We start from the raw sequence: 19,698 nt of genomic DNA, 5'->3' as shown, positions 1-19,698 counted from the left end.
CGTACGAGGAAGTAACTCAATGTCAAACAACGTATTAAACCGCTACCTTTTTGAAGATCTATCAGTACGTGGCGAGTTGGTACAATTGGATGAAGCATACCAACGTATTATTTCTAGCAAGGAATACCCAGCTGCACTACAAAAGCTGCTTGGTGAGCTATTAGTTTCAACCACCCTTCTTACGGCAACATTAAAGTTCGAAGGTTCCATCACAATGCAACTTCAAGGTGATGGCCCGGTATCTCTCGCCGTAATCAATGGCGACCACGATCAAAAAATTCGCGGTGTGGCTCGTTGGGAAGGTGACATCGCAGAAGATGCCTCTATCCATGACATGATGGGCAAAGGTTACCTAGTGATCACACTTGAGCCAAAGAAAGGCGAACGTTACCAAGGTATCGTTGCGTTAGAGGGAGACAACTTAGCGCAAATCCTAGAAGGTTACTTTGCTAACTCAGAGCAGCTAAAAACACGTATCTGGATTCGTACTGGCGAGATCGAAGGTCAGGCGAAAGCCGCAGGTATGTTGATTCAAGTAATGCCAGATGGCACAGGTTCAGCGGAAGACTTTGAGCACCTCGAGCAACTGACCGACACAGTTAAGAATGAAGAGCTGTTTACACTAGAAGCGAATGAATTGCTCTACCGCCTCTATAACCAAGAGAAAGTTCGCCTATTTGATCCTCAACCGGTCGAGTTCCACTGTGGTTGTTCACGTGAACGCAGCGGCGCAGCCATCGTTACGATCGATCGAGCAGAAGTGAACGACATTTTAGCCGAGCTTGGTTCAATTTCTTTACATTGTGATTACTGCGGCACGACTTATTCGTACGACGAAGCCGAAGTCTCAGAGCTGTTTGCCGAGGCAAATTCAGGCAATAAAACCCTGCATTAATTTTCATAGCTTATCAAGCACGTAATTTTCCTATCAAAAGGCCAGCATCACGCTGGCCTTTTTGTGATCAAAGCCCCGCAACACCTAGCCTCAACTGTAATAAAGCAACTGGTTAATTTTAAGCAATTAATAATGATTTTGCCCTAGCGCAAAGCTTTGCGCACACGATAAACTAACCCAGCCAATATGTGATGAGTCGCTTAAAACCCCACAGAAATCATGGATAATTTTTGAGCTATATCCCTGTTTTCTCAAAAGCCCATTGCTAGCATGGTGAGCAGATAAAAATAAAAAATTTCTTACAAAATCCCTACAAATATTCCGATAAGGAGCACCTATGACCGTTATGGAACATACAAAGGCTGCAACAATTGATCTTTCCAAACATGGGCTAAGTAACGTTAAAGAGGTTGTTCGCAACCCAAGTTATGAAATGCTGTTCGAAGAAGAAACTCGCGCAGATTTAGAAGGTTACGAAAAAGGCGTAGTCACTGAACTTGGCGCAGTTGCAGTTGATACCGGTATTTTTACTGGCCGCTCACCAAAAGATAAGTACATTGTGAAAGACGCAACCACAGAAGAACATATGTGGTGGACTAGCGATGCGGTTAAAAATGACAACAAGCCTATCGATCAAGCCGTTTGGAATGATCTAAAAGAGCTGGTCACTAATCAGCTCTCAGGTAAGCGTGTGTTTGTTATTGATGGCTACTGTGGTGCTAACCCAGATACGCGTTTGAGTATTCGCGTGATCACTGAAGTGGCATGGCAGGCTCACTTCGTGAAGAACATGTTCATTCGTCCAAGTGAAGAAGAACTTGCAACATTCGAACCTGATTTCGTGGTGATGAATGGCGCTAAATGTACCAACCAGAAGTTTGAAGAGCACGGTCTGAACTCAGAAAACTTCACGGTCTTTAACCTGACTGAACGCATGCAGCTCATCGGCGGTACTTGGTACGGTGGTGAAATGAAGAAAGGCATGTTCGCAATGATGAACTACTTCCTTCCACTTAAAGACATCGCTTCTATGCACTGTAGCGCAAACAAGTGTAAAGAAAATGGTGATGTTGCGATCTTCTTTGGTCTTTCTGGTACCGGTAAAACGACCCTATCGACCGATCCTAAACGCGAGCTGATCGGTGATGATGAGCACGGCTGGGACGACGACGGTATCTTCAACTTTGAAGGTGGCTGTTACGCGAAGACAATCAAGCTATCAAAAGAAGCGGAGCCAGATATCTACAACGCGATTCGTCGTGATGCTCTACTTGAAAACGTGACGGTACGCAGCGATGGCTCTATCGACTTCGATGACGGTTCAAAAACAGAGAACACTCGCGTTTCTTACCCAATTGAGCACATTGAAAACATCGTTAAGCCTGTGTCCAAAGCAGGTCACGCAAACAAGGTGATCTTCCTGTCTGCCGATGCATTTGGTGTATTACCTCCAGTGTCTAAACTGACACCAGAGCAAACAAAATACCACTTCCTATCAGGCTTCACTGCGAAGCTAGCAGGTACTGAGCGTGGTATCACGGAACCAACACCAACCTTCTCTGCGTGTTTTGGTGCGGCTTTCTTAACTCTGCACCCAACCAAGTATGCTGAAGTATTGGTTAAACGTATGGAAGCTGCGGGAGCGGAAGCTTATCTAGTGAACACGGGCTGGAATGGCAGCGGCAAACGTATCTCCATTCAAGATACACGCGGCATCATCGATGCCATCTTAGATGGCTCTATCGAACAAGCGGAAACGAAGCACATTCCAATCTTTAACTTGGAAGTTCCTACCGCGCTACACGATGTTGATCCAACGATCCTAGACCCACGCGATACTTACACTGACCCGCTTCAATGGGAAAGCAAAGCGAAGGATCTCGCGAGCCGCTTTATCAACAACTTTGATAAGTACACAGATAATGACGAAGGCAAAGCACTTGTTGCAGCTGGTCCTCAGTTAGATTAGTGATATCGACATCAAATAAAAATCTAAGCCCCTCTTTTGAGGGGCTTTTTGTTGCCTGCTGGTGAAAAATGTTTCAAGCTAACAGCACGATTCATAGGGAAGCCTGCCGCAGTGAAGAAGATCTTAATACTGACGACCATTGTCGTAGTTAGCCTCGTCAGCCTGACGCTGCTCTCGATTTTTGCTTTGATGCAAACACGTTACGCACCGGCGACCGTGAGTTTTTTGTTTGATCACTTCACCCCTTATCGTATTACTGCCCAGAAAGCGCAGTACACGCCACCATTACAACTCTCACTCACTGACGTGGAAGTTGGCTATCAACAGCAAAGCATGCAAATCCCCAAGCTCACTTTATGGCTGAGCCAAGCTCCGTGGCAACAGAGCAAGCTTGCCTTGGATTCACTGCTCATTGAAGGGGCAACCTTAGAGCTTTCCGATTCAAGTCAAGATATGTTGCAAAACGTCAAGCTCAACCAACTGGCGCTGAAACATGTCGATATTAGCCATGCAAACTGGTCGGCGCGAGACGTGAATCTGCAGATCGATCAGCCAACCTGGATGAGCAGCAAGCAACAGCTGCCATTTGGTGATATTCAGTTATCCGCACAGCAGCTGTACGTGCGAGGAGAAGCGTTGGATGAGGTATTGGTTGATGCTAGATACCAAGCTCATGACAGTACAATTTTCGGCGCCTCTTTCAAATGGCAAGGCGCTGAACTCTCTGGTCAAGCTGAGCAGTTTGGCCAAGGATGGTCGTTAATCAATGTCACCATCTTTGACCTCGACCTGACGACACAATCCCCCCAGCAATCAATTCTCAAGACATTCGACACACTCGGCCTACACGTTCAGCATATTAATAGCCTTGATGTCTTGCGCAGCAACGTCAATATCGCAGGCTGGCAGTTTGAGCAACTTGATGCCTCACTGGAGAACTTGACGCTCAACCAACCCATTTGGCAGCAAAACAATGGGTATATCTCTTTTGACGCAGAGCGTCTAAGTTTTAACGATCAGCAGTTTATCAATCCGACCGCCGAGATCGCCTTCAAGCCAGATGGTATGGATGTCGAGTTATTCAACGCAGACTTCAAACAAGGCTGGTTGCAACTAAAAGGCCTAATCTCCCCTTCACACATCGCATTACAAGAGTTGCAGATATCTGGTGTGAAATGGCTCGAGGGAGTAAACCAATTTAGCGCTGATCTCGCACTCGCCGCTCAAGCCATTACTTCACTTTCCATCGACGACCTAAAAGTCAAAAATAGCCAGTTTATCCAAGTTGAGGAACAACCTTATTGGCAAGTTTCAGGATTAACCATTGATGGTACGCAACTGGAGTGGCAAAACGACCAGCAGTTAGGGTGGCAAAATGGCCAGCTCGAGGTGAGCGCGAACAATGCCAGTTTCGATAAATTGCTCACCACCCAGATGGTCATTCAGGCTGTGGCCAATCAGGGCAAGCTAACGCTAGAGCGAGCATTCTTACCACTCAAGACGGGCTATATCGAAGCCAGTGGTCAATGGGATAGAGCGTCCGCTAGCCGACCGTGGACGCTGTCGATTCATGCCGATGGTGTGCCTAGTGATATCAATAGCCTGCAATCAGCACTACCCTTCTCAACCCAAGGTCAAATCGAGGTGAGTGGCGAATTTTCTGGCTTAGCCGGTGATTACTCAATGCTGGCCCACAGCATGACGGGCCAAGCACAAGTGCAGCTGCATAACGGTAAACTGAGTGCTAAAAGTGCCGATGGAGAACGCAGCTTTAATCAAACTTGGCCACTGGAGTTAGTGTCGGTAAACGCAGATAGGGGAAGAGTCAAAGTTCGTTCAAAAACCGCACAGGCGGAGCTGACCGGCAATATTGATCTGACCAAAATGGAGTTCGCGACGTTATTACTGTCAACCAGCACAGCTTGTCAGCGATTGTGGTCCGATATATTCAGTCGGACCAATGTCATAGAGCAAACGTGCGACCAACAAAAGTTAGCCCCACCAGCCATCACTGGTGGGGAACAGGATCAAGAAACGCTTTCAGACTCTTCACCTAATACGGCTTTATAATTTGGCAATAGCATGTAGGTGCCGACAAACTCGACAGCCGCTTGGTCGCCACTGTAGATCGTCACATGAATCACAATCCGCGCTTTACGCCCAGACGCTAAGCGGTCTAAATCGCCACTGATCCCATCTAATGAAGTGGAGGCCACCGGATTCTGCGTCACCGGATGACGATAACGGATCTGACTGTCTGCGAGAACGATGTCACCATTTAGGTTGCGCTCTTTCATCAATAACCACGTCATCCCCCACCCCGTTAATGTTGCGAGAGTAAAAGCCGAACCAGCAAACATGGTATTGTGGGGATTGAGATTAGGATTAAGCTGCGCGCAGCACTCAAACTGATAGCCCGTGTACTGGTTAATCTTAATGCCCATTTTATCGCTGATCGGAATCTGGTGTTCCCAGCGCTCTTGTAACTCAGTGCACCATTCAGGCTTACGCAGAACGTTTGCCATCGGGTCTAGCTGCTTAACCATCTGTTGATGGCGCACAGGGCCGCGCTCATCCGTCAGCTCACCACGTCGCTCAAAGCCATTTTTCTCATAGAAAGAAATCGCATCTTCACGTGCATTACACACCAGGCGTTTAGCCCCCTCTTGTCGAGCTAATGATTCCAAGGCAACCAAAACCAAAGAACCCATCCCTTTACTACGTCTTGCTCCTTTTACCGCCATATAGCGGATCTGACCTTCATTATCAGGGGTGATGTAAAGGCGTCCAATCGCCATCGGTCGACCGCGTCCATCCACAATCATTCGATGGTGGCTCATCGGGTCGTATTCATCACGCTCGGAGCCAAGCGGCATGCGCCAAGGCTCCCGTAACATCTGCCAACGGAAATGGTAGTATTTGTTGAGTTGATTATCGTTTTTAGGCGTGATCAGCTTAAACATAAATGTCCTTTTTTAATGAAGAGCGTTTTACTCTTCCTCCCTAGCTTATAATTATACTTGCAGCCAAAATGTTACTGGCCCATCGTTGACCAGAGACACTTTCATATCCGCAGCAAACTGGCCACGCTCTGTTGGCAGTACTTCAGCACAACGATCAGAGAAATAATTGTATAACCGCTCGGCATCAGCCGGGTGAGCACCACGAGAGAACCCGGCACGCGTGCCCTTTTTAGTATCGGCAGGCAATGTGAATTGCGACACGACAAGAACCTTACCATCAACCTGTTTAACGTTAAGGTTCATTTTATCTTCGTCATCACCAAATACACGATAGGTAGTCACTCGTTCCATCAAACGTTTGGCTTTCGCCTCGTCATCATCTTTCTCAACACCTAATAACACCAGTAGGCCCTTGTCGATTTGACCAACTACTTCGCCGTCAACTCGTACTGCGGCTTCACTCACTCTCTGGATCAGTGCTATCACTGTTGTTTCCTTTTATAGACGTTGCTTCGATTAACTTTTCAGACGAGTGTACCATTTCTTTGCAGCCACTCCAGTGCTCTCTTTCACCAAGCGCGGCGGTAACTTCTGCGCCCACCAACACGATCAACCAACATAAATAGACCCAAACGAATAAGATAGGTATGGCGGCTAATGCGCCATAAATCAGTTGATAAGAAGGGAACTGCGTGATGTAGGCAGCAAAGCCTTTCTTACTCGCCTCAAACAGAATCGCCGCGACAATCGCTCCCACCACTGCATGAGACAAATACACTTTTTTGTTCGGCACCAATAGATATAAGCCAACAAAAGCAAAGAATGAGAGCAGGAAGGGTAACCAACGCAGCAACAAGTTGTAGACACCCGAAATAGCATCGCTTTCTAGAATACGCAACGAAGTAACATAAGACGTCGCGGCAATACTGGCGCCGACGAGTATCGGGCCAAGTGTTAGTACCATCCAATACATCGAGAATGAGAACACCGCTCTACGTTTATTCTTCACCCGCCAAATATAGTTGAGGTTCTTATCGATATTGGAGATCAGCATTAACGCAGCAACAAACAAGAAAGCACCGCCCACTGCACTCATCTTGCCAGTATTGGAAACAAATTCGAGCAACGCTCCTTTAACAGCATCACCCGCAGCAGGAACAAAATGGGTAATGACAAAATCTTGAATGGCGTCCCCAGCATCGGCAAAGATTGAAAAAGAAGAAAGTACCGACAGCAATACGGTTAACATCGGCACAATCGACAGCAAGGTGATGTAAGCCAAATAGCCTGCATTGACGTTCACTCGGTCGTGGCCCATCCGAGTTAACAGATATCGCCCAAAAATCAGACTTTGCTTAAAGATTCGCTCAAATTTCAACTTGTAACTCCTAACCGTCTCGGTCATCCTAACACCGTAATTTTTAAGAAAGGGACACAATCATGCCGTACTTACTGGCCTTGGTATTATCCATTTTCACACTGACAGGTTGTCAGTCTGCCTATTATTCAGCAATGGAACAGGTAGGCTACCATAAACGTGACATTATGGTGGATCGCGTTGAAGAAGCCAAAGAGTCACAACAAGACGCGCAACAAGAGTTTACCAGTGCACTTGAAGCCTTGTCTGCGCTGACTAATTTTGATGGTGGCGAGCTAGAGACAGTTTACAACCAAATCAACGACAAATACCAAGACAGTGAAAAAGCCGCCGAAGATGTTCGCGCTCGAATTGCGGCCATTGAAGATGTCTCAGAGGCTTTGTTTGAGGAATGGCAAGACGAGTTAGAGCTGTATTCTAGCGCCAAGTTACGTCGCTCTAGTGAGCAAAAACTGCGCGACACCAAAGCATCCTATAAAACAATGCTTAACGCGATGACGCGTGCTGAAGAGAAGATGACGCCGGTACTGAATACGCTGCGCGACAACACGCTTTATCTGAAGCACAACTTAAACGCCAACGCGATCGGCTCATTGCAAGGCGAATTCTCTAGCTTAGAGAAAGACATTCAGTTCGCGATTACACAAATGAATGCGGCGATTGCTGAATCGGACAAGTTCCTCCAGCAGCTAAACCAAAAGTAACTCCATAAAACCTCCTCCTCGTGAGGAGGTTTTACTATCAATCTTGCAAGCCATCAACCTCGGCGACTAATCCCATTACTTGCTGAACAAAAGCCACCCGCTCTGCAACACTCCCCCAAGGTACTTCAACCACTTGATAACCTAGCGCGGCATAGGTGCTAACGAGTACTTGATGGATACTCAACGCCTCTTCAAAACTGTGTGGACGCACTTCGTCTTGAACATAAATTGATTGTTCAGGTCGACAAGTCAGCACCTGACTCTGGTACCCAGCACTCGCGTTCAGGAACGCTTGCTCAACAGGGCAATCACCCACTTGTAGATATGCCACAATGTCTGGGATAGCGCGGTCAACGAACGCGACCTTATGGCCTTGTGCCTCTCGCTTCTGCTTGCTCATTAGTTCAAGGCATAACCTGGCGAACTCAGGCAAGTTCGTCCAGGGCAAGATACCGTTATCCAACTGACTCTGTTGTTCAATCAAGGTGCGAGAGCCTTCCGAAAATGTGGCATAGCCTAACTCTCCAAGCGCATTCAGCAAGGTGGTTTTGCCTGCCCCCGGGCCACCTGTAATGATGATTGGCTCCATTATGTCATTCCTTTAGATACAAAAAGCCCCGAGCATAACTCGGGGCCTGTTCTTAATCGAATCCGTTACAGCAGATTATTTTGCTGAACGAGAAGCACGCTTACGATCGCTTTCCGTTAGGAACTTCTTACGAATGCGGATGCTCTCTGGTGTTACTTCTACAAGCTCATCGTCATCAATGAATTCTAGTGCTTGTTCAAGAGTCATCACGATTGGCGGAGTAAGAACCTGAGCGTCATCTGTACCAGAAGCACGAACGTTGGTCAGCTGCTTACCTTTCAGTACGTTTACGGTTAGGTCGTTGTCGCGGCTGTGGATACCTACAACCATACCTTCGTAAACTTCAACACCGTGACCGATGAACATACGGCCACGCTCTTGTAGGTTGAATAGTGCGTTAGTTAGCGCTTTACCCATACCGTTAGAGATTAGAACACCGTTGATACGCTGACCGATCTCACCACCTTTGTGTGGACCGTAGTGATCGAATGTGTGGTAAAGAAGACCAGAGCCAGACGTTAGTGTCATGAATTCAGTTTGGAAACCAATCAAACCACGAGAAGGCATGATGAAGTCCATACGTACACGGCCTTTACCATCTGGAGACATATCAGTCAGCTCACCTTTACGTAGGCCGATGTTCTCCATGATGCCGCCTTGGTGCTCTTCCATCACGTCGATCGTTACTGTCTCGAACGGTTCCATTAGCTGACCATCTTCTTCTTTGATGATAACTTCTGGACGAGATACAGCTAGCTCGAAGCCTTCACGACGCATGTTTTCAATCAGGATAGATAGGTGAAGCTCACCACGGCCTGATACGCGGAATTTGTCTGGATCGTCAGTTTGCTCAACGCGCAGTGCTACGTTGTGTACCAATTCCTTCTCAAGACGCTCAAGGATGTTACGTGAAGTAACGAACTTACCTTCTTTACCCGCGAAAGGAGACGTATTTACTTGGAACGTCATGGTTACTGTTGGCTCGTCTACAGACAGTGCAGGTAGAGCCTCTACCGCGTTTTGTGCACAGATGGTGTCAGAGATTTTTAGTTCACCAAGACCGGTAATCGCAATGATATCACCCGCATTAGCTTGCTCAACTTCATGACGGTCTAAGCCTAGGTAGCCCATGACTGTACCGACTTTACCGTTGCGAGTTTTACCATCAGCACCGATAACCGTTACTTGTTGGTTAGGTTTCACGCTACCACGAGTAACACGAGCAACACCGATAACACCAACGTAAGAGCTGTAATCAAGCTGAGAAACTTGCATTTGTAGCGGACCTTCAAGGTCAACTTCTGGAGCCGCAACTTCTTCAACGATCGTTTGGAATAGTGGTTCCATATCTTCGCCAGTTTCGCCTTCTTCTAGCGAAGCCCAGCCGTTAAGTGCAGAAGCGTAAACCACTTTAAAATCTAGCTGTTCGTCAGTTGCACCTAGGTTGTCGAATAGATCGAAGACTTGGTCCATAACCCAATCCGGACGTGCACCTGGACGGTCAATCTTGTTGATTACAACGATTGGCTTAAGACCGTGAGCAAAGGCTTTTTGAGTTACAAAGCGAGTTTGCGGCATTGGACCGTCAACAGCGTCAACGATAAGTAGAACTGAGTCTACCATCGACATGATACGTTCTACTTCACCACCGAAGTCCGCGTGTCCCGGAGTATCTACGATGTTGATGCGGTAGTCATTCCAGTTAATTGCTGTGTTTTTAGCAAGAATGGTAATGCCACGCTCTTTTTCGATGTCATTCGAGTCCATGACGCGCTCTTCCGCTTCGCCGCGAGACTCTAAAGTACCTGATTGCTGTAATAGTTTATCAACCAGTGTAGTTTTACCGTGGTCAACGTGCGCGATGATCGCGATATTTCTTAAATTATCAATCTGTGGAGTAGCCATGGATTTGATTCACTCGATATAAGAAGCCTGCTGAAATTATCAGCAAACTTATTTGATTAAAAAAACGGCCATAATGTACCAGATTCTAGCGAAAAACCCAGAAATATGTGATCTGATTCGCCCCTTTTACGCAGATATTTTGTTGATGAAACGCAAGCTCTCTCCGAGTAAGAAGAAAACCTGATTGACAATAGTGGTAAAACTGGGCTGAATGGATATCGATTTGTTTACTATTGGTGCATAACAATGCAAATGCACCAACATAGTGCACACAAAGATCATTTTGGTGCAATATTTTGCACCAGCTTTACACCTAGCCCGCTAATTTATTGAAATTAATGGATTAATTTTTTTGGCACGGTTTTAGCTTTAGATAAATCAGCATCGATTAATACGATTGCAAAGAAATTAATCAATGCTGGATTCCAATTATTTATTGAATCAAGCCATTACCGCTTTAATAACACTGGAGGTTATCCAAGATGTCAGTAGAAAACGTACTATCGCTGATCCAAGAAAACGAAGTTAAGTTTGTTGACCTACGTTTTACAGATACAAAAGGTAAAGAGCAGCACGTCTCTATCCCTGCTCACCAAGTGGACGCAGACTTCTTTGAAGAAGGTAAAATGTTCGATGGTTCATCTGTTGCTGGCTGGAAAGGCATCAACGAATCTGACATGGTGATGATGCCAGATGCAGCGTCTGCCGTTCTTGACCCATTCACAGAAGATGCAACGCTAAACATCCGTTGTGACATTCTTGAGCCTGCAACAATGCAAGGCTACGACCGTGACCCACGCTCTATCGCGAAACGCGCTGAAGATTACCTACGCTCAACAGGTATCGCAGATACTGTACTTGTTGGTCCAGAGCCAGAGTTCTTCCTATTTGACGATGTTAAATTCGCAACTGACATGTCTGGTTCTTTCTTCAAGATTGACGACATCGAAGCTGCTTGGAACACAGGTTCTGACATCGAAGGCGGTAACAAAGGTCACCGTCCAGGCGTTAAAGGTGGTTACTTCCCAGTAGCTCCAGTGGATTCTTCTCAAGACATCCGTAGCGCAATGTGTCTAATCCTAGAAGAGATGGGCCAAGTTGTAGAAGCGCACCACCACGAAGTAGCAACTGCGGGTCAGAACGAGATCGCAACTCGCTTCAACACTCTAACTGCTAAAGCTGATGAAATTCAGGTTTACAAGTATGTTGTTCACAACGTTGCTCACGCATTCGGTAAAACAGCGACATTCATGCCTAAGCCACTTGTTGGTGACAACGGTAGCGGCATGCACGTTCACCAATCTCTAGCGAAAGACGGTGTTAACCTATTCGCTGGTGATAAGTACGGCGGCCTATCTGAGATGGCTCTTCACTACATCGGTGGTGTTATCAAGCACGCTAAAGCAATCAACGCATTTGCTAACGCATCAACAAACTCGTACAAGCGTCTTGTACCAGGCTTCGAAGCTCCAGTTATGCTTGCTTACTCTGCACGTAACCGTTCTGCTTCTATCCGTATCCCAGTGGTACCAAGCCCTAAAGCACGTCGTATCGAGCTACGTTTCGGTGACCCATCAGCGAACCCATACCTATGTTTCGCAGCAATGCTAATGGCTGGTCTTGACGGCATCAAGAACAAGATCCACCCAGGCGAAGCAATGGACAAAGACCTTTACGATCTACCAGCTGAAGAAGCAGCAGAGATCCCGACAGTGGCTTACTCACTAAAAGAAGCACTAGAGTGCCTAGATGCAGACCGTGAGTTCCTAACGTCAGGTGGTGTATTCTCTGATGACTTTATCGATTCTTACATCGACCTTAAGTCTCAAGACGTAGAGAAAGTAAACATGACTACTCACCCACTAGAGTTCGAATTGTACTACTCTGTATAATCAAACTTATGTAGCGAAAGTAGTTACATTACATAAATTTAAGGCTCGCCTCGCAGGCGGGCCTTTTTCGTATTTTCCCTTATCCGCAGCAGGTTTAGTATCTTACTTTCCCCTTTCGACTGGCTCGGAGAAGATGATGCAACGCTCTAAAGTTCTGGTATCTCTATTAATTACGGTGCTGCCTACCCTTGCTAGCGCCCAAACAGTGTATACGTGGACAGATAAAAACGGCGTGCTGCATTTCAGTGATAGCCCTGGCAGTGGTCAGGCAAAAAGAATAGATATGCCAGCTATCGAGCAACCAGCCCCTGCACCAGAATTTGAAAAACTGACACCGAAACAACCCAAACCCGCGAGCCCTGTAGAGAAAAAGCGCCCCCCTATCCCCTTAAGTCTCGAAATCCTCTCACCGGCGCATGAACAAGCAATACGCAGCAATGCAGGTATGCTCACCATTCAAGCTGAGCTAAACCGCAAGCTTCATATTCAAGAGTCATTGCAATTGATCATGAATAACTCCGCCTATGGTGCGCCAACTAGCCAACCATTGTGGGAACTACGTAACCTAGATCGCGGAACACATCAGTTTAAGATTCAAGCCCATAGAGACGGCAAGCTAATTGCATCATCTAGTTCTATAACGGTGCATTTACTGCGCGCCAGCAAGAAAAAGGTCGTTTCACCAGTCAAACCGAACTGATTTCACCATTTTTCCTTCAGCTGAAGCAGATATTGCGCCATACTTGAAATTGTTAATGCACCATAATGGTGCGTTGCACATTTTAAGATCAAGGATGAGGGTATTTTGTGAGTAGCGATCTCGACAGCATCATTTTAAACCACCAAGTCACCGCGACCTTGGTGATGAACGAAGCACTAAAGGTAAAATACGCCAATCCTTCCGCTGAGCAGCTTTTCTCACAAAGCGCGAAACGTATTGTGGATCAGCCTTTATCAAATCTGATTCAGCACGCATCAATGGATTTAGCTTTGCTTTCTCAACCACTGCAAAGTGGCCAAAGTATTACTGATAGTGACGTCACATTTGTGGTCGACGGAAAACCTCTGATGCTCGAGGTCACGGTTAGCCCGATTTCATGGAAACGCGAGCTAATGCTGCTGGTAGAAATGCGCAAAATAGGCCAGCAACGCCGCCTATCCCAAGAACTTAACCAACACGCTCAGCAACAAGCGGCTAAGCTCCTTGTTCGTGGGCTCGCGCATGAGATAAAAAACCCGCTGGGAGGTTTACGAGGTGCTGCTCAACTGCTTGAGAGAATGCTGCCCGACCAATCACTGACTGAATATACTCAAATCATCATTGAGCAAGCCGATCGTTTGAGAAGCTTGGTTGACCGCCTACTGGGGCCTCAAAAACCTGGTAAGAAACAGCACGAAAACCTGCACTTGATACTGGAAAAGGTTCGCCAACTGGTGGAACTAGAGATCGGTCAGCGTGTTGTGATTGAACGAGATTATGATCCCAGCCTGCCTGAGTTTCTCATGGATGCGGATCAAATTGAGCAAGCGTTGCTCAACATTGTCAGTAACGCGGGACAGATCCTTCAACAGCAGAATAATGGCAAGATCACCATTCGCACCAGAACGGTGCATCAAGCCAATATTCACGGTCAACGCTGCAAGTTGGCTGCCAGAGTCGAAATTATCGACAATGGTCCCGGTATCCCCGCCGATCTTCAAGACACCCTGTTCTACCCTATGGTCAGTGGCCGTGAAGGTGGTACAGGGCTAGGGTTATCCATCTCGCAAAACCTGATAGACCAGCATCAAGGAAAAATTGATGTCGAAAGCTGGCCAGGGCGAACCATATTCACCATTTATTTGCCGATTTAGATTGAAACGTTAGTTGCATTGCTGTGAGGAAAAAACACTATGAGTAAAGGATACGTATGGGTGGTAGACGATGACAGCTCCATCCGCTGGGTTATGGAAAAGACCCTCTCTTCCGCGAACATAAAATGTGACACATTTTCAGACGCAGAAAGTGTTCTACTCGCATTAGAGCGAGAAAGCCCTGATGTACTGGTATCCGACATTCGTATGCCTGGCATTGACGGTATTGAACTGCTGCGTCAAGTGAATGAACGCTCACCCGATTTACCCGTTATCATTATGACGGCCCATTCCGATTTGGATGCCGCCGTTAATGCCTACCAAAAAGGGGCGTTTGAATACTTACCTAAACCATTTGATGTTGATGAAACATTGACGTTAGTTGAACGTGCCATTACTCACAGCCAAGAACAGCGTCGCGAGCAAGCTAACGCCAATACCAATGACTACAACGCGCCTGAAATCATCGGGGAAGCACCCGCAATGCAAGAAGTGTTTCGCGCGATTGGCCGCCTTTCTCGCTCCTCAATTTCGGTACTGATCAACGGTGAATCTGGCACAGGTAAAGAATTGGTGGCTCACGCCCTACATCGCCACAGCCCTCGCGCGGCGAAACCATTTATCGCTCTGAACATGGCCGCAATACCAAAAGATTTGATTGAGTCTGAGCTATTTGGTCATGAGAAAGGGGCATTTACCGGGGCCAACACCGTCCGCCAAGGACGCTTTGAACAAGCCAACGGCGGCACCCTGTTCTTAGACGAAATTGGCGACATGCCACTCGATATTCAAACCCGCCTTCTGCGCGTACTCGCGGATGGCCAGTTCTATCGAGTTGGTGGACACTCTCCGATCAAAGTTGACGTGCGTATTGTGGCAGCCACACACCAAAACCTAGAAAAGTTAGTTCACCAAGGCGATTTCCGCGAAGACTTATTCCACCGCCTGAATGTAATCCGCATCCAGATCCCGGCACTAAGAGAACGGAAGCAAGATATTGAAAAACTGACCTTACATTTCCTAACGCTCGCATCTGAAGAGCTCGGAGTGGATGTTAAAACACTTCACCCAAGAACAATTGAACGGCTAAACAATCTAGAGTGGCCAGGCAACGTGCGTCAGTTAGAAAACATCTGTCGTTGGCTTACCGTTATGGCCAGTGGCAGTGAAATACTGCCCAACGATCTTCCAGCAGAGCTGCTAGAAGAAAAAACAAATCAAAGTTTTTCAAACGGAGAATCATGGCAGCAACAACTGGCTTCTTGGGCAAAACAGTCTCTTTCACAAGGAGATACTGAGCTACTTTCTTACGCACTTCCTGAATTTGAACGTATACTTTTGGAAGTAGCGCTCGAACATACCAATGGTCATAAGCAGGATGCAGCTAAAGTATTGGGATGGGGTCGAAATACTCTGACACGCAAACTTAAAGAACTGTACTAAGTCACGGTATACTTAATCCACTTTCGATCAGACGCGCAGCATTAGTAGACAACAAGTTCAATAAAGAAGCACAGCCAAGCTAATTATTGACCACAAATGGCTCGCTGGTTGAGCTTAAAGAGTATAATATACAGTATATCGTTTTTACAGATTAGAAAGCATGTCGACAACCACACAGATAACGCTACGTACCGCTGTTGTTCTCCCATTTGTGATGATATTCATTATTACTATCGGGGTGATCATTGCTGTGCAAAAGAAAAGCTACGAAGAAATGGTCGTCGACATCAGTGACAAACAGCTCTCTTCACTGACAGATAATGTCACACTGGAGCTGGATAAGTTTCTAAGCAAGCCTTTTGAGGCGAGTTTAGCGCTAAGCCATAGTATTGGTTTTAATAAACTCTATACGCCCGGAGATACTAGCAGTATTGAGCAGTTTTTCCTTTCTAGCTTCCGCGATCTGTATAACTCAATACCCCACTTAGATGTGATCGGCTTTGGTGGTGAAGGTGCCGAATACATTGGTTTTCGTAAAGAGGCCAATCAAGGGTATACCTTAATGATCCAAGATCAACGCACAGAAGGGCGGCTCATTATTTACCGAGGTCAGACTCTCAGTGAAGATGTCCGCTCAATCATCAACGGTTATGACCCACGTATACGTCCTTGGTACGCACCGGTTGCCGAGCAGAGAAAACCACTCTGGTCCTCTATCTATGCCAATGCTGATGAGCGACAAGAGATCACCTTATCCGCACTCACGCCAGTGTATGACCAAGCTAAGTTTGAAGGTGTTGTCGTAACGGATGTCAAAATTGACACCTTCAATACCTTTCTGAAAAAGCAGCAACAGCATACCAACGCGATCATATTTATTGTCGATGACAAGAAAAGACTCGTAGCTCACTCCACCGGAGGCAGTGTCGTATCTTGGGGTACGCCACTGAGCAAGAAAGGCTTAAGGCTACTCGCTACGGAAAGCGCCAACCCTGTAGTAAAAGCCAGTGCTGAGTTCGCCGATGGCCATAGCCATTTTCATCAAGAAGAAACGCAGCGCTTCGCATTGGATGTGAATGGTGAACGCTATTTCAGCCACCTAACTCCCTTTACCGATCAATACGGCCTCGACTGGCAAATTGGGGTCGCTATCTCAGAATCTGATTTACTCGGCAAACTGCCGGAGAGTCAGCGTCACAGTTGGATTATTGGTGTCGTCGCAAGCTTTATCGGTATTGCGCTTGGTTTAGTGGCCTTTAATCGAGTCGTCGCACCCATCACATCAACTGCCGATGCGGCTAAGCACTTAGCGAAAGGTGACTGGGACAGCCATATGCCTAAACCGGGCAATATTTACGAGACCAGCATGCTGGTTTACGCATTTAACGAAATGGCGAATAATCTCAAAGCCTCATTTCGCGCATTACGTACCCAGTTACTTTACGACTCTCTTACCAAGCTCTACAGCAGAGAAGGCTTGATTGATACCTGCGATACTTTGTCCAAGCTTGACGGCACACTAATGCTAGTGGGAATCAACAAGTTTCGTGACATCAACGACAGTTTAGGCCACTACAAAGGCGATCAACTGTTGGTTATTATCTCTGAGCGATTGAAAACCGTCTTTCCAGAGGAATGCCTTCTCGCTCGTATTGGTGGTGACGAGTTTGCTATCTACATCCCACAGCCACAAACTAGTGAGCAGAACGCCCTCACTTCCAACCGAATCCTGCAAGTCTTTGCTTCACCTTTCATCATGGAGCATGAGAGCATCGTTGTCAGTATTTCTGTAGGGATTGTCGAAGGAGGTCCAAGCCAAAACATGACCTTGTGGCTGCGCAACGGCAGCATTGCTCTCAGCAACGCTAAACTAGAATCGACTCGGATTAGCTACTACAGCCCGGAAATGGCAGATATTTCTCGTAAGCGCACTCAGATGCTGGCAAAGATTAAGGAAGGCTTAGAGAATCGCGAGTTCGTGCCTTTCTATCAACCAATTGTTGACATCAACACAGGAAAAGTCCTTGGCGCAGAAGCTTTAGCTCGTTGGTTGTCCCCAAGCTCAGGGCTAGTCTCACCATTGGAGTTTATTCCAATCGCGGAAGAGAGTGGCCTTATTGGCGCGGTAGGTGAGCAGATCTTAATCCAAGCCTGCAACGATACCGTTCAAGGGATACAGCAGGGCAAGTGGGACGCAAGCTTTCACATGCATGTTAACTTATCGGTTAACCAGCTTTCACAGCCAGACTTCACGACCACGTTACAGCAGATACTGAAACAATCAGGCCTGCCTGCAAGTAATCTAACTTTAGAAATCACCGAATCACGTATTGTTGATAACGACCCTGTGACCATTCAGAATATGCAAGCAATTCGAACCTTAGGCGTGCAGATTGCGATCGACGATTTTGGTACGGGTTACAGCTCTTTAGCCTATTTACATAAACTACCGTTTGACTGTTTGAAGATAGACAGAACCTTCGTCAACAAACTCAGCCCAGATAATTTAGACACATCCATCGTTGCTGCCGTGATCAATATGACTCGAACGATGAAAGTCGACATCGTTGCAGAAGGCGTCGAAACGACGGAGCAGGCTCACATGCTGTCTCAGCTTAACTGCCCTCAAGCACAAGGCTTCCTTTACAGCAGGCCCGTCCCTTTTGCTGACTGGCCAACAGATTTAGTAAGCATGAGTTAGCCACGGCAAGGAATTGTCGCTTTTCTGAGCTGGATCGCCTGACACTAATATTTATGCTTCATATACTTACTGCCAATCTAATTCGTTGGAACAAGTATTATGATCACCAAATCGCTTCCTGTAACTGACTTGCATCGCCACCTTGATGGCAATATTCGCACGCAAACCATTTTAGACCTCGGCCAAAAATTTGGTATCGCACTGCCAGCATACGATATAGAGGGTTTGACTCCACATGTTCAGATCGTTGAAGCGGAGCCATCCCTTGTTGCCTTCTTATCCAAACTTGACTGGGGAGTTTCAGTGCTAGGAGATTTGGACGCTTGCCGTCGAGTCGCTTATGAAAATGTTGAAGATGCTCTTCATGCTCAAATCGATTATGCCGAATTGCGTTTTTCACCTTACTACATGGCGATGAAACACAAATTACCAATTGAGGGAGTAGTAGAAGCCATTGTCGATGGGGTACATGCTGGCGTACGTGATTTTGGTATCAAGACTAACCTTATCGGAATCATGAGCCGTACTTTTGGTACTGATGCATGCCAACAAGAACTTGATGCCATCCTAACTCAACGAGACCACATCATTGCTGTTGACCTAGCGGGAGATGAGCTTGGCCAGCCAGGGGAGCGTTTTGTTAAACATTTTTCTCAGGTGAAAGATGCCGGACTAAACGTAACTGTGCACGCTGGTGAAGCGGCTGGTTCTGAAAGTATGTGGCAGGCAATTCAAGAGCTTGGAGCAACTCGAATTGGACATGGTGTAAAAGCAATCCATGATCCAAAGTTGATGGATTACCTAGTTGAGCATCGTATCGGTATCGAATCTTGCCTAACATCTAACGTCCAAACTAGCACGGTAGAATCGCTAGCGAGCCATCCAATTAAGCATTTCCTAGAACACGGTGTATTGGCTTGTCTAAATACCGATGATCCTGCGGTAGAAGGCATTGAACTGCCATATGAGTACCAGGTTGCCGCACCTGAAGCGGGTTTGTCTCAGGAGCAAATCCGTCAAGCTCAGGTGAATGGTCTCGACGTCGCTTTTCTTTCAGAAGCCGAGAAACAATCGCTTCGTGATCGAGTGGCAACACGTAAATAAAAGCTGGATTAAACGGAATAGAGCCGACACTAGCGTGTTGGCTTTTTTCGTTGGTGAAAATGCTACACCAGATACAATTAAGCCCACTGCGAATGCTGTGGGCTTGAATGAAAAAAGCCTCGCTATTTCTAGCGAGGCTTCTTAATGTGGCGGAGAGATAGGGATTTGAACCCTAGATACGCTATTAACGTATGCCGGTTTTCAAGACCGGTGCTTTCAACCACTCAGCCATCTCTCCACAAATTGTCATCGTCAGATTAGTACACTGATGATGTGGTTACGCGTATATACGAGTAACAGT

General features: G+C 46.7%; 15 protein-coding genes and 1 tRNA gene. 10 read left to right on the top strand and 6 right to left on the bottom strand.

Annotation, left to right across the window (positions count from 1 at the left end):
- Positions 1 to 19: 19 nt before the first annotated feature.
- The 3 genes from hslO to RH45_RS07340 all read left to right on the top strand — a co-directional run bounded on the left by hslO (position 20) and on the right by RH45_RS07340 (position 4,934).
- The gene (gene hslO, locus RH45_RS07350) at positions 20 to 895 is read left to right on the top strand and encodes an Hsp33 family molecular chaperone HslO (protein ID WP_008075635.1); all 876 of its coding nucleotides are present in this window, start codon (positions 20 to 22) and stop codon (positions 893 to 895) included.
- 337 nt (positions 896 to 1,232) lie between these two features.
- Entirely contained in the window at positions 1,233 to 2,864 is a 1,632-nt protein-coding gene (gene pckA / locus RH45_RS07345; protein WP_008075633.1) for a phosphoenolpyruvate carboxykinase (ATP), read from the top strand.
- 111 nt (positions 2,865 to 2,975) lie between these two features.
- Positions 2,976 to 4,934, top strand: coding sequence for an AsmA family protein (locus RH45_RS07340; protein WP_039958343.1), 1,959 nt, complete (start codon positions 2,976 to 2,978; stop codon positions 4,932 to 4,934).
- On the opposite strand, the gene RH45_RS07335 is transcribed toward RH45_RS07340, so the two are convergent.
- Genes RH45_RS07335 through RH45_RS07325 form a run of 3 tightly spaced genes read right to left on the bottom strand, consistent with a single transcriptional unit; the run spans position 4,892 to position 7,232 of the window.
- The gene (locus RH45_RS07335) at positions 4,892 to 5,827 is read right to left on the bottom strand and encodes a bifunctional GNAT family N-acetyltransferase/hotdog fold thioesterase (RefSeq protein WP_008075628.1); all 936 of its coding nucleotides are present in this window, start codon (positions 5,825 to 5,827) and stop codon (positions 4,892 to 4,894) included. The genes RH45_RS07340 and RH45_RS07335 overlap by 43 nt on opposite strands.
- 51 nt (positions 5,828 to 5,878) lie before the next feature.
- Entirely contained in the window at positions 5,879 to 6,313 is a 435-nt protein-coding gene (dtd, locus tag RH45_RS07330) for a D-aminoacyl-tRNA deacylase (protein WP_008075627.1), read from the bottom strand.
- Positions 6,285 to 7,232: a virulence factor BrkB family protein gene (locus tag RH45_RS07325; protein WP_409350862.1), complete on the bottom strand. Its 948-nt coding sequence runs from the start codon at positions 7,230 to 7,232 to the stop codon at positions 6,285 to 6,287. Before RH45_RS07325 ends, dtd begins: the two co-directional genes overlap by 29 nt.
- Before the next feature lie 35 nt (positions 7,233 to 7,267).
- Between RH45_RS07325 and RH45_RS07320 the strand changes: the two genes are divergently transcribed.
- On the top strand, positions 7,268 to 7,909 hold the full coding sequence (locus tag RH45_RS07320) for a DUF2959 domain-containing protein (RefSeq protein WP_008075623.1): 642 nt from the start codon (positions 7,268 to 7,270) through the stop codon (positions 7,907 to 7,909).
- A gap of 37 nt (positions 7,910 to 7,946) precedes the next feature.
- On the opposite strand, the gene RH45_RS07315 is transcribed toward RH45_RS07320, so the two are convergent.
- Positions 7,947 to 8,498 (bottom strand): AAA family ATPase, encoded by a 552-nt coding sequence (locus tag RH45_RS07315; protein WP_008075621.1) that lies wholly within the window; start codon positions 8,496 to 8,498, stop codon positions 7,947 to 7,949.
- A gap of 75 nt (positions 8,499 to 8,573) precedes the next feature.
- Positions 8,574 to 10,403: a translational GTPase TypA gene (typA, locus tag RH45_RS07310; protein ID WP_008075618.1), complete on the bottom strand. Its 1,830-nt coding sequence runs from the start codon at positions 10,401 to 10,403 to the stop codon at positions 8,574 to 8,576.
- Positions 10,404 to 10,885: 482 nt separating this feature from the next.
- Here typA and glnA point away from each other — a divergent pair, with 482 nt between their 5' ends.
- From glnA to add, 6 genes are all read left to right on the top strand, one after another.
- On the top strand, positions 10,886 to 12,295 hold the full coding sequence (glnA, locus tag RH45_RS07305; RefSeq protein WP_008075617.1) for a glutamate--ammonia ligase: 1,410 nt from the start codon (positions 10,886 to 10,888) through the stop codon (positions 12,293 to 12,295).
- Between the two features lie 136 nt (positions 12,296 to 12,431).
- Positions 12,432 to 12,995: a DUF4124 domain-containing protein gene (locus RH45_RS07300; protein ID WP_008075616.1), complete on the top strand. Its 564-nt coding sequence runs from the start codon at positions 12,432 to 12,434 to the stop codon at positions 12,993 to 12,995.
- 107 nt (positions 12,996 to 13,102) lie between these two features.
- Complete coding sequence (gene glnL / locus RH45_RS07295; protein ID WP_008075615.1) at positions 13,103 to 14,149, top strand: nitrogen regulation protein NR(II); 1,047 nt, start codon at positions 13,103 to 13,105, stop codon at positions 14,147 to 14,149.
- Between the two features lie 39 nt (positions 14,150 to 14,188).
- Positions 14,189 to 15,592 carry a nitrogen regulation protein NR(I) gene (glnG, locus tag RH45_RS07290; RefSeq protein WP_008075614.1) on the top strand — a complete coding sequence of 468 codons (1,404 nt, stop codon included), beginning with the start codon at positions 14,189 to 14,191 and terminating at the stop codon, positions 15,590 to 15,592.
- 160 nt (positions 15,593 to 15,752) lie between these two features.
- Entirely contained in the window at positions 15,753 to 18,293 is a 2,541-nt protein-coding gene (gene gepA, locus RH45_RS07285) for a phosphodiesterase GepA (RefSeq protein ID WP_008075613.1), read from the top strand.
- A gap of 99 nt (positions 18,294 to 18,392) precedes the next feature.
- A complete protein-coding gene (gene add, locus RH45_RS07280) occupies positions 18,393 to 19,397 on the top strand; it encodes an adenosine deaminase (protein ID WP_008075612.1) in 1,005 nt (334 codons plus the stop codon).
- Positions 19,398 to 19,544: 147 nt separating this feature from the next.
- On the opposite strand, the gene RH45_RS07275 is transcribed toward add, so the two are convergent.
- Positions 19,545 to 19,635 (bottom strand) — tRNA-Ser (locus RH45_RS07275).
- Positions 19,636 to 19,698: the final 63 nt, after the last annotated feature.

Source organism: Vibrio sinaloensis DSM 21326 (genome assembly GCF_000189275.1).
GTDB lineage: Bacteria > Pseudomonadota > Gammaproteobacteria > Enterobacterales > Vibrionaceae > Vibrio > Vibrio sinaloensis.
This window is presented reverse-complemented; position numbering and strand designations above follow the sequence as displayed.

What these genes read in the sequence shown, in the direction of transcription:
- hslO (WP_008075635.1), top strand. Translation starts at nt 20, where the DNA reads ATGTCAAACAACGTATTAAACCGCTACCTTTTTGAAGATCTATCAGTA.
- pckA (WP_008075633.1), top strand. Translation starts at nt 1,233, where the DNA reads ATGACCGTTATGGAACATACAAAGGCTGCAACAATTGATCTTTCCAAA.
- RH45_RS07335 (WP_008075628.1), bottom strand. Translation starts at nt 5,827, where the DNA reads ATGTTTAAGCTGATCACGCCTAAAAACGATAATCAACTCAACAAATAC.
- RH45_RS07325 (WP_409350862.1), bottom strand. Translation starts at nt 7,232, where the DNA reads ATGACCGAGACGGTTAGGAGTTACAAGTTGAAATTTGAGCGAATCTTT.
- RH45_RS07320 (WP_008075623.1), top strand. Translation starts at nt 7,268, where the DNA reads ATGCCGTACTTACTGGCCTTGGTATTATCCATTTTCACACTGACAGGT.
- RH45_RS07315 (WP_008075621.1), bottom strand. Translation starts at nt 8,498, where the DNA reads ATGGAGCCAATCATCATTACAGGTGGCCCGGGGGCAGGCAAAACCACC.
- typA (WP_008075618.1), bottom strand. Translation starts at nt 10,403, where the DNA reads ATGGCTACTCCACAGATTGATAATTTAAGAAATATCGCGATCATCGCG.
- glnA (WP_008075617.1), top strand. Translation starts at nt 10,886, where the DNA reads ATGTCAGTAGAAAACGTACTATCGCTGATCCAAGAAAACGAAGTTAAG.
- RH45_RS07300 (WP_008075616.1), top strand. Translation starts at nt 12,432, where the DNA reads ATGCAACGCTCTAAAGTTCTGGTATCTCTATTAATTACGGTGCTGCCT.
- glnG (WP_008075614.1), top strand. Translation starts at nt 14,189, where the DNA reads ATGAGTAAAGGATACGTATGGGTGGTAGACGATGACAGCTCCATCCGC.
- gepA (WP_008075613.1), top strand. Translation starts at nt 15,753, where the DNA reads ATGTCGACAACCACACAGATAACGCTACGTACCGCTGTTGTTCTCCCA.
- add (WP_008075612.1), top strand. Translation starts at nt 18,393, where the DNA reads ATGATCACCAAATCGCTTCCTGTAACTGACTTGCATCGCCACCTTGAT.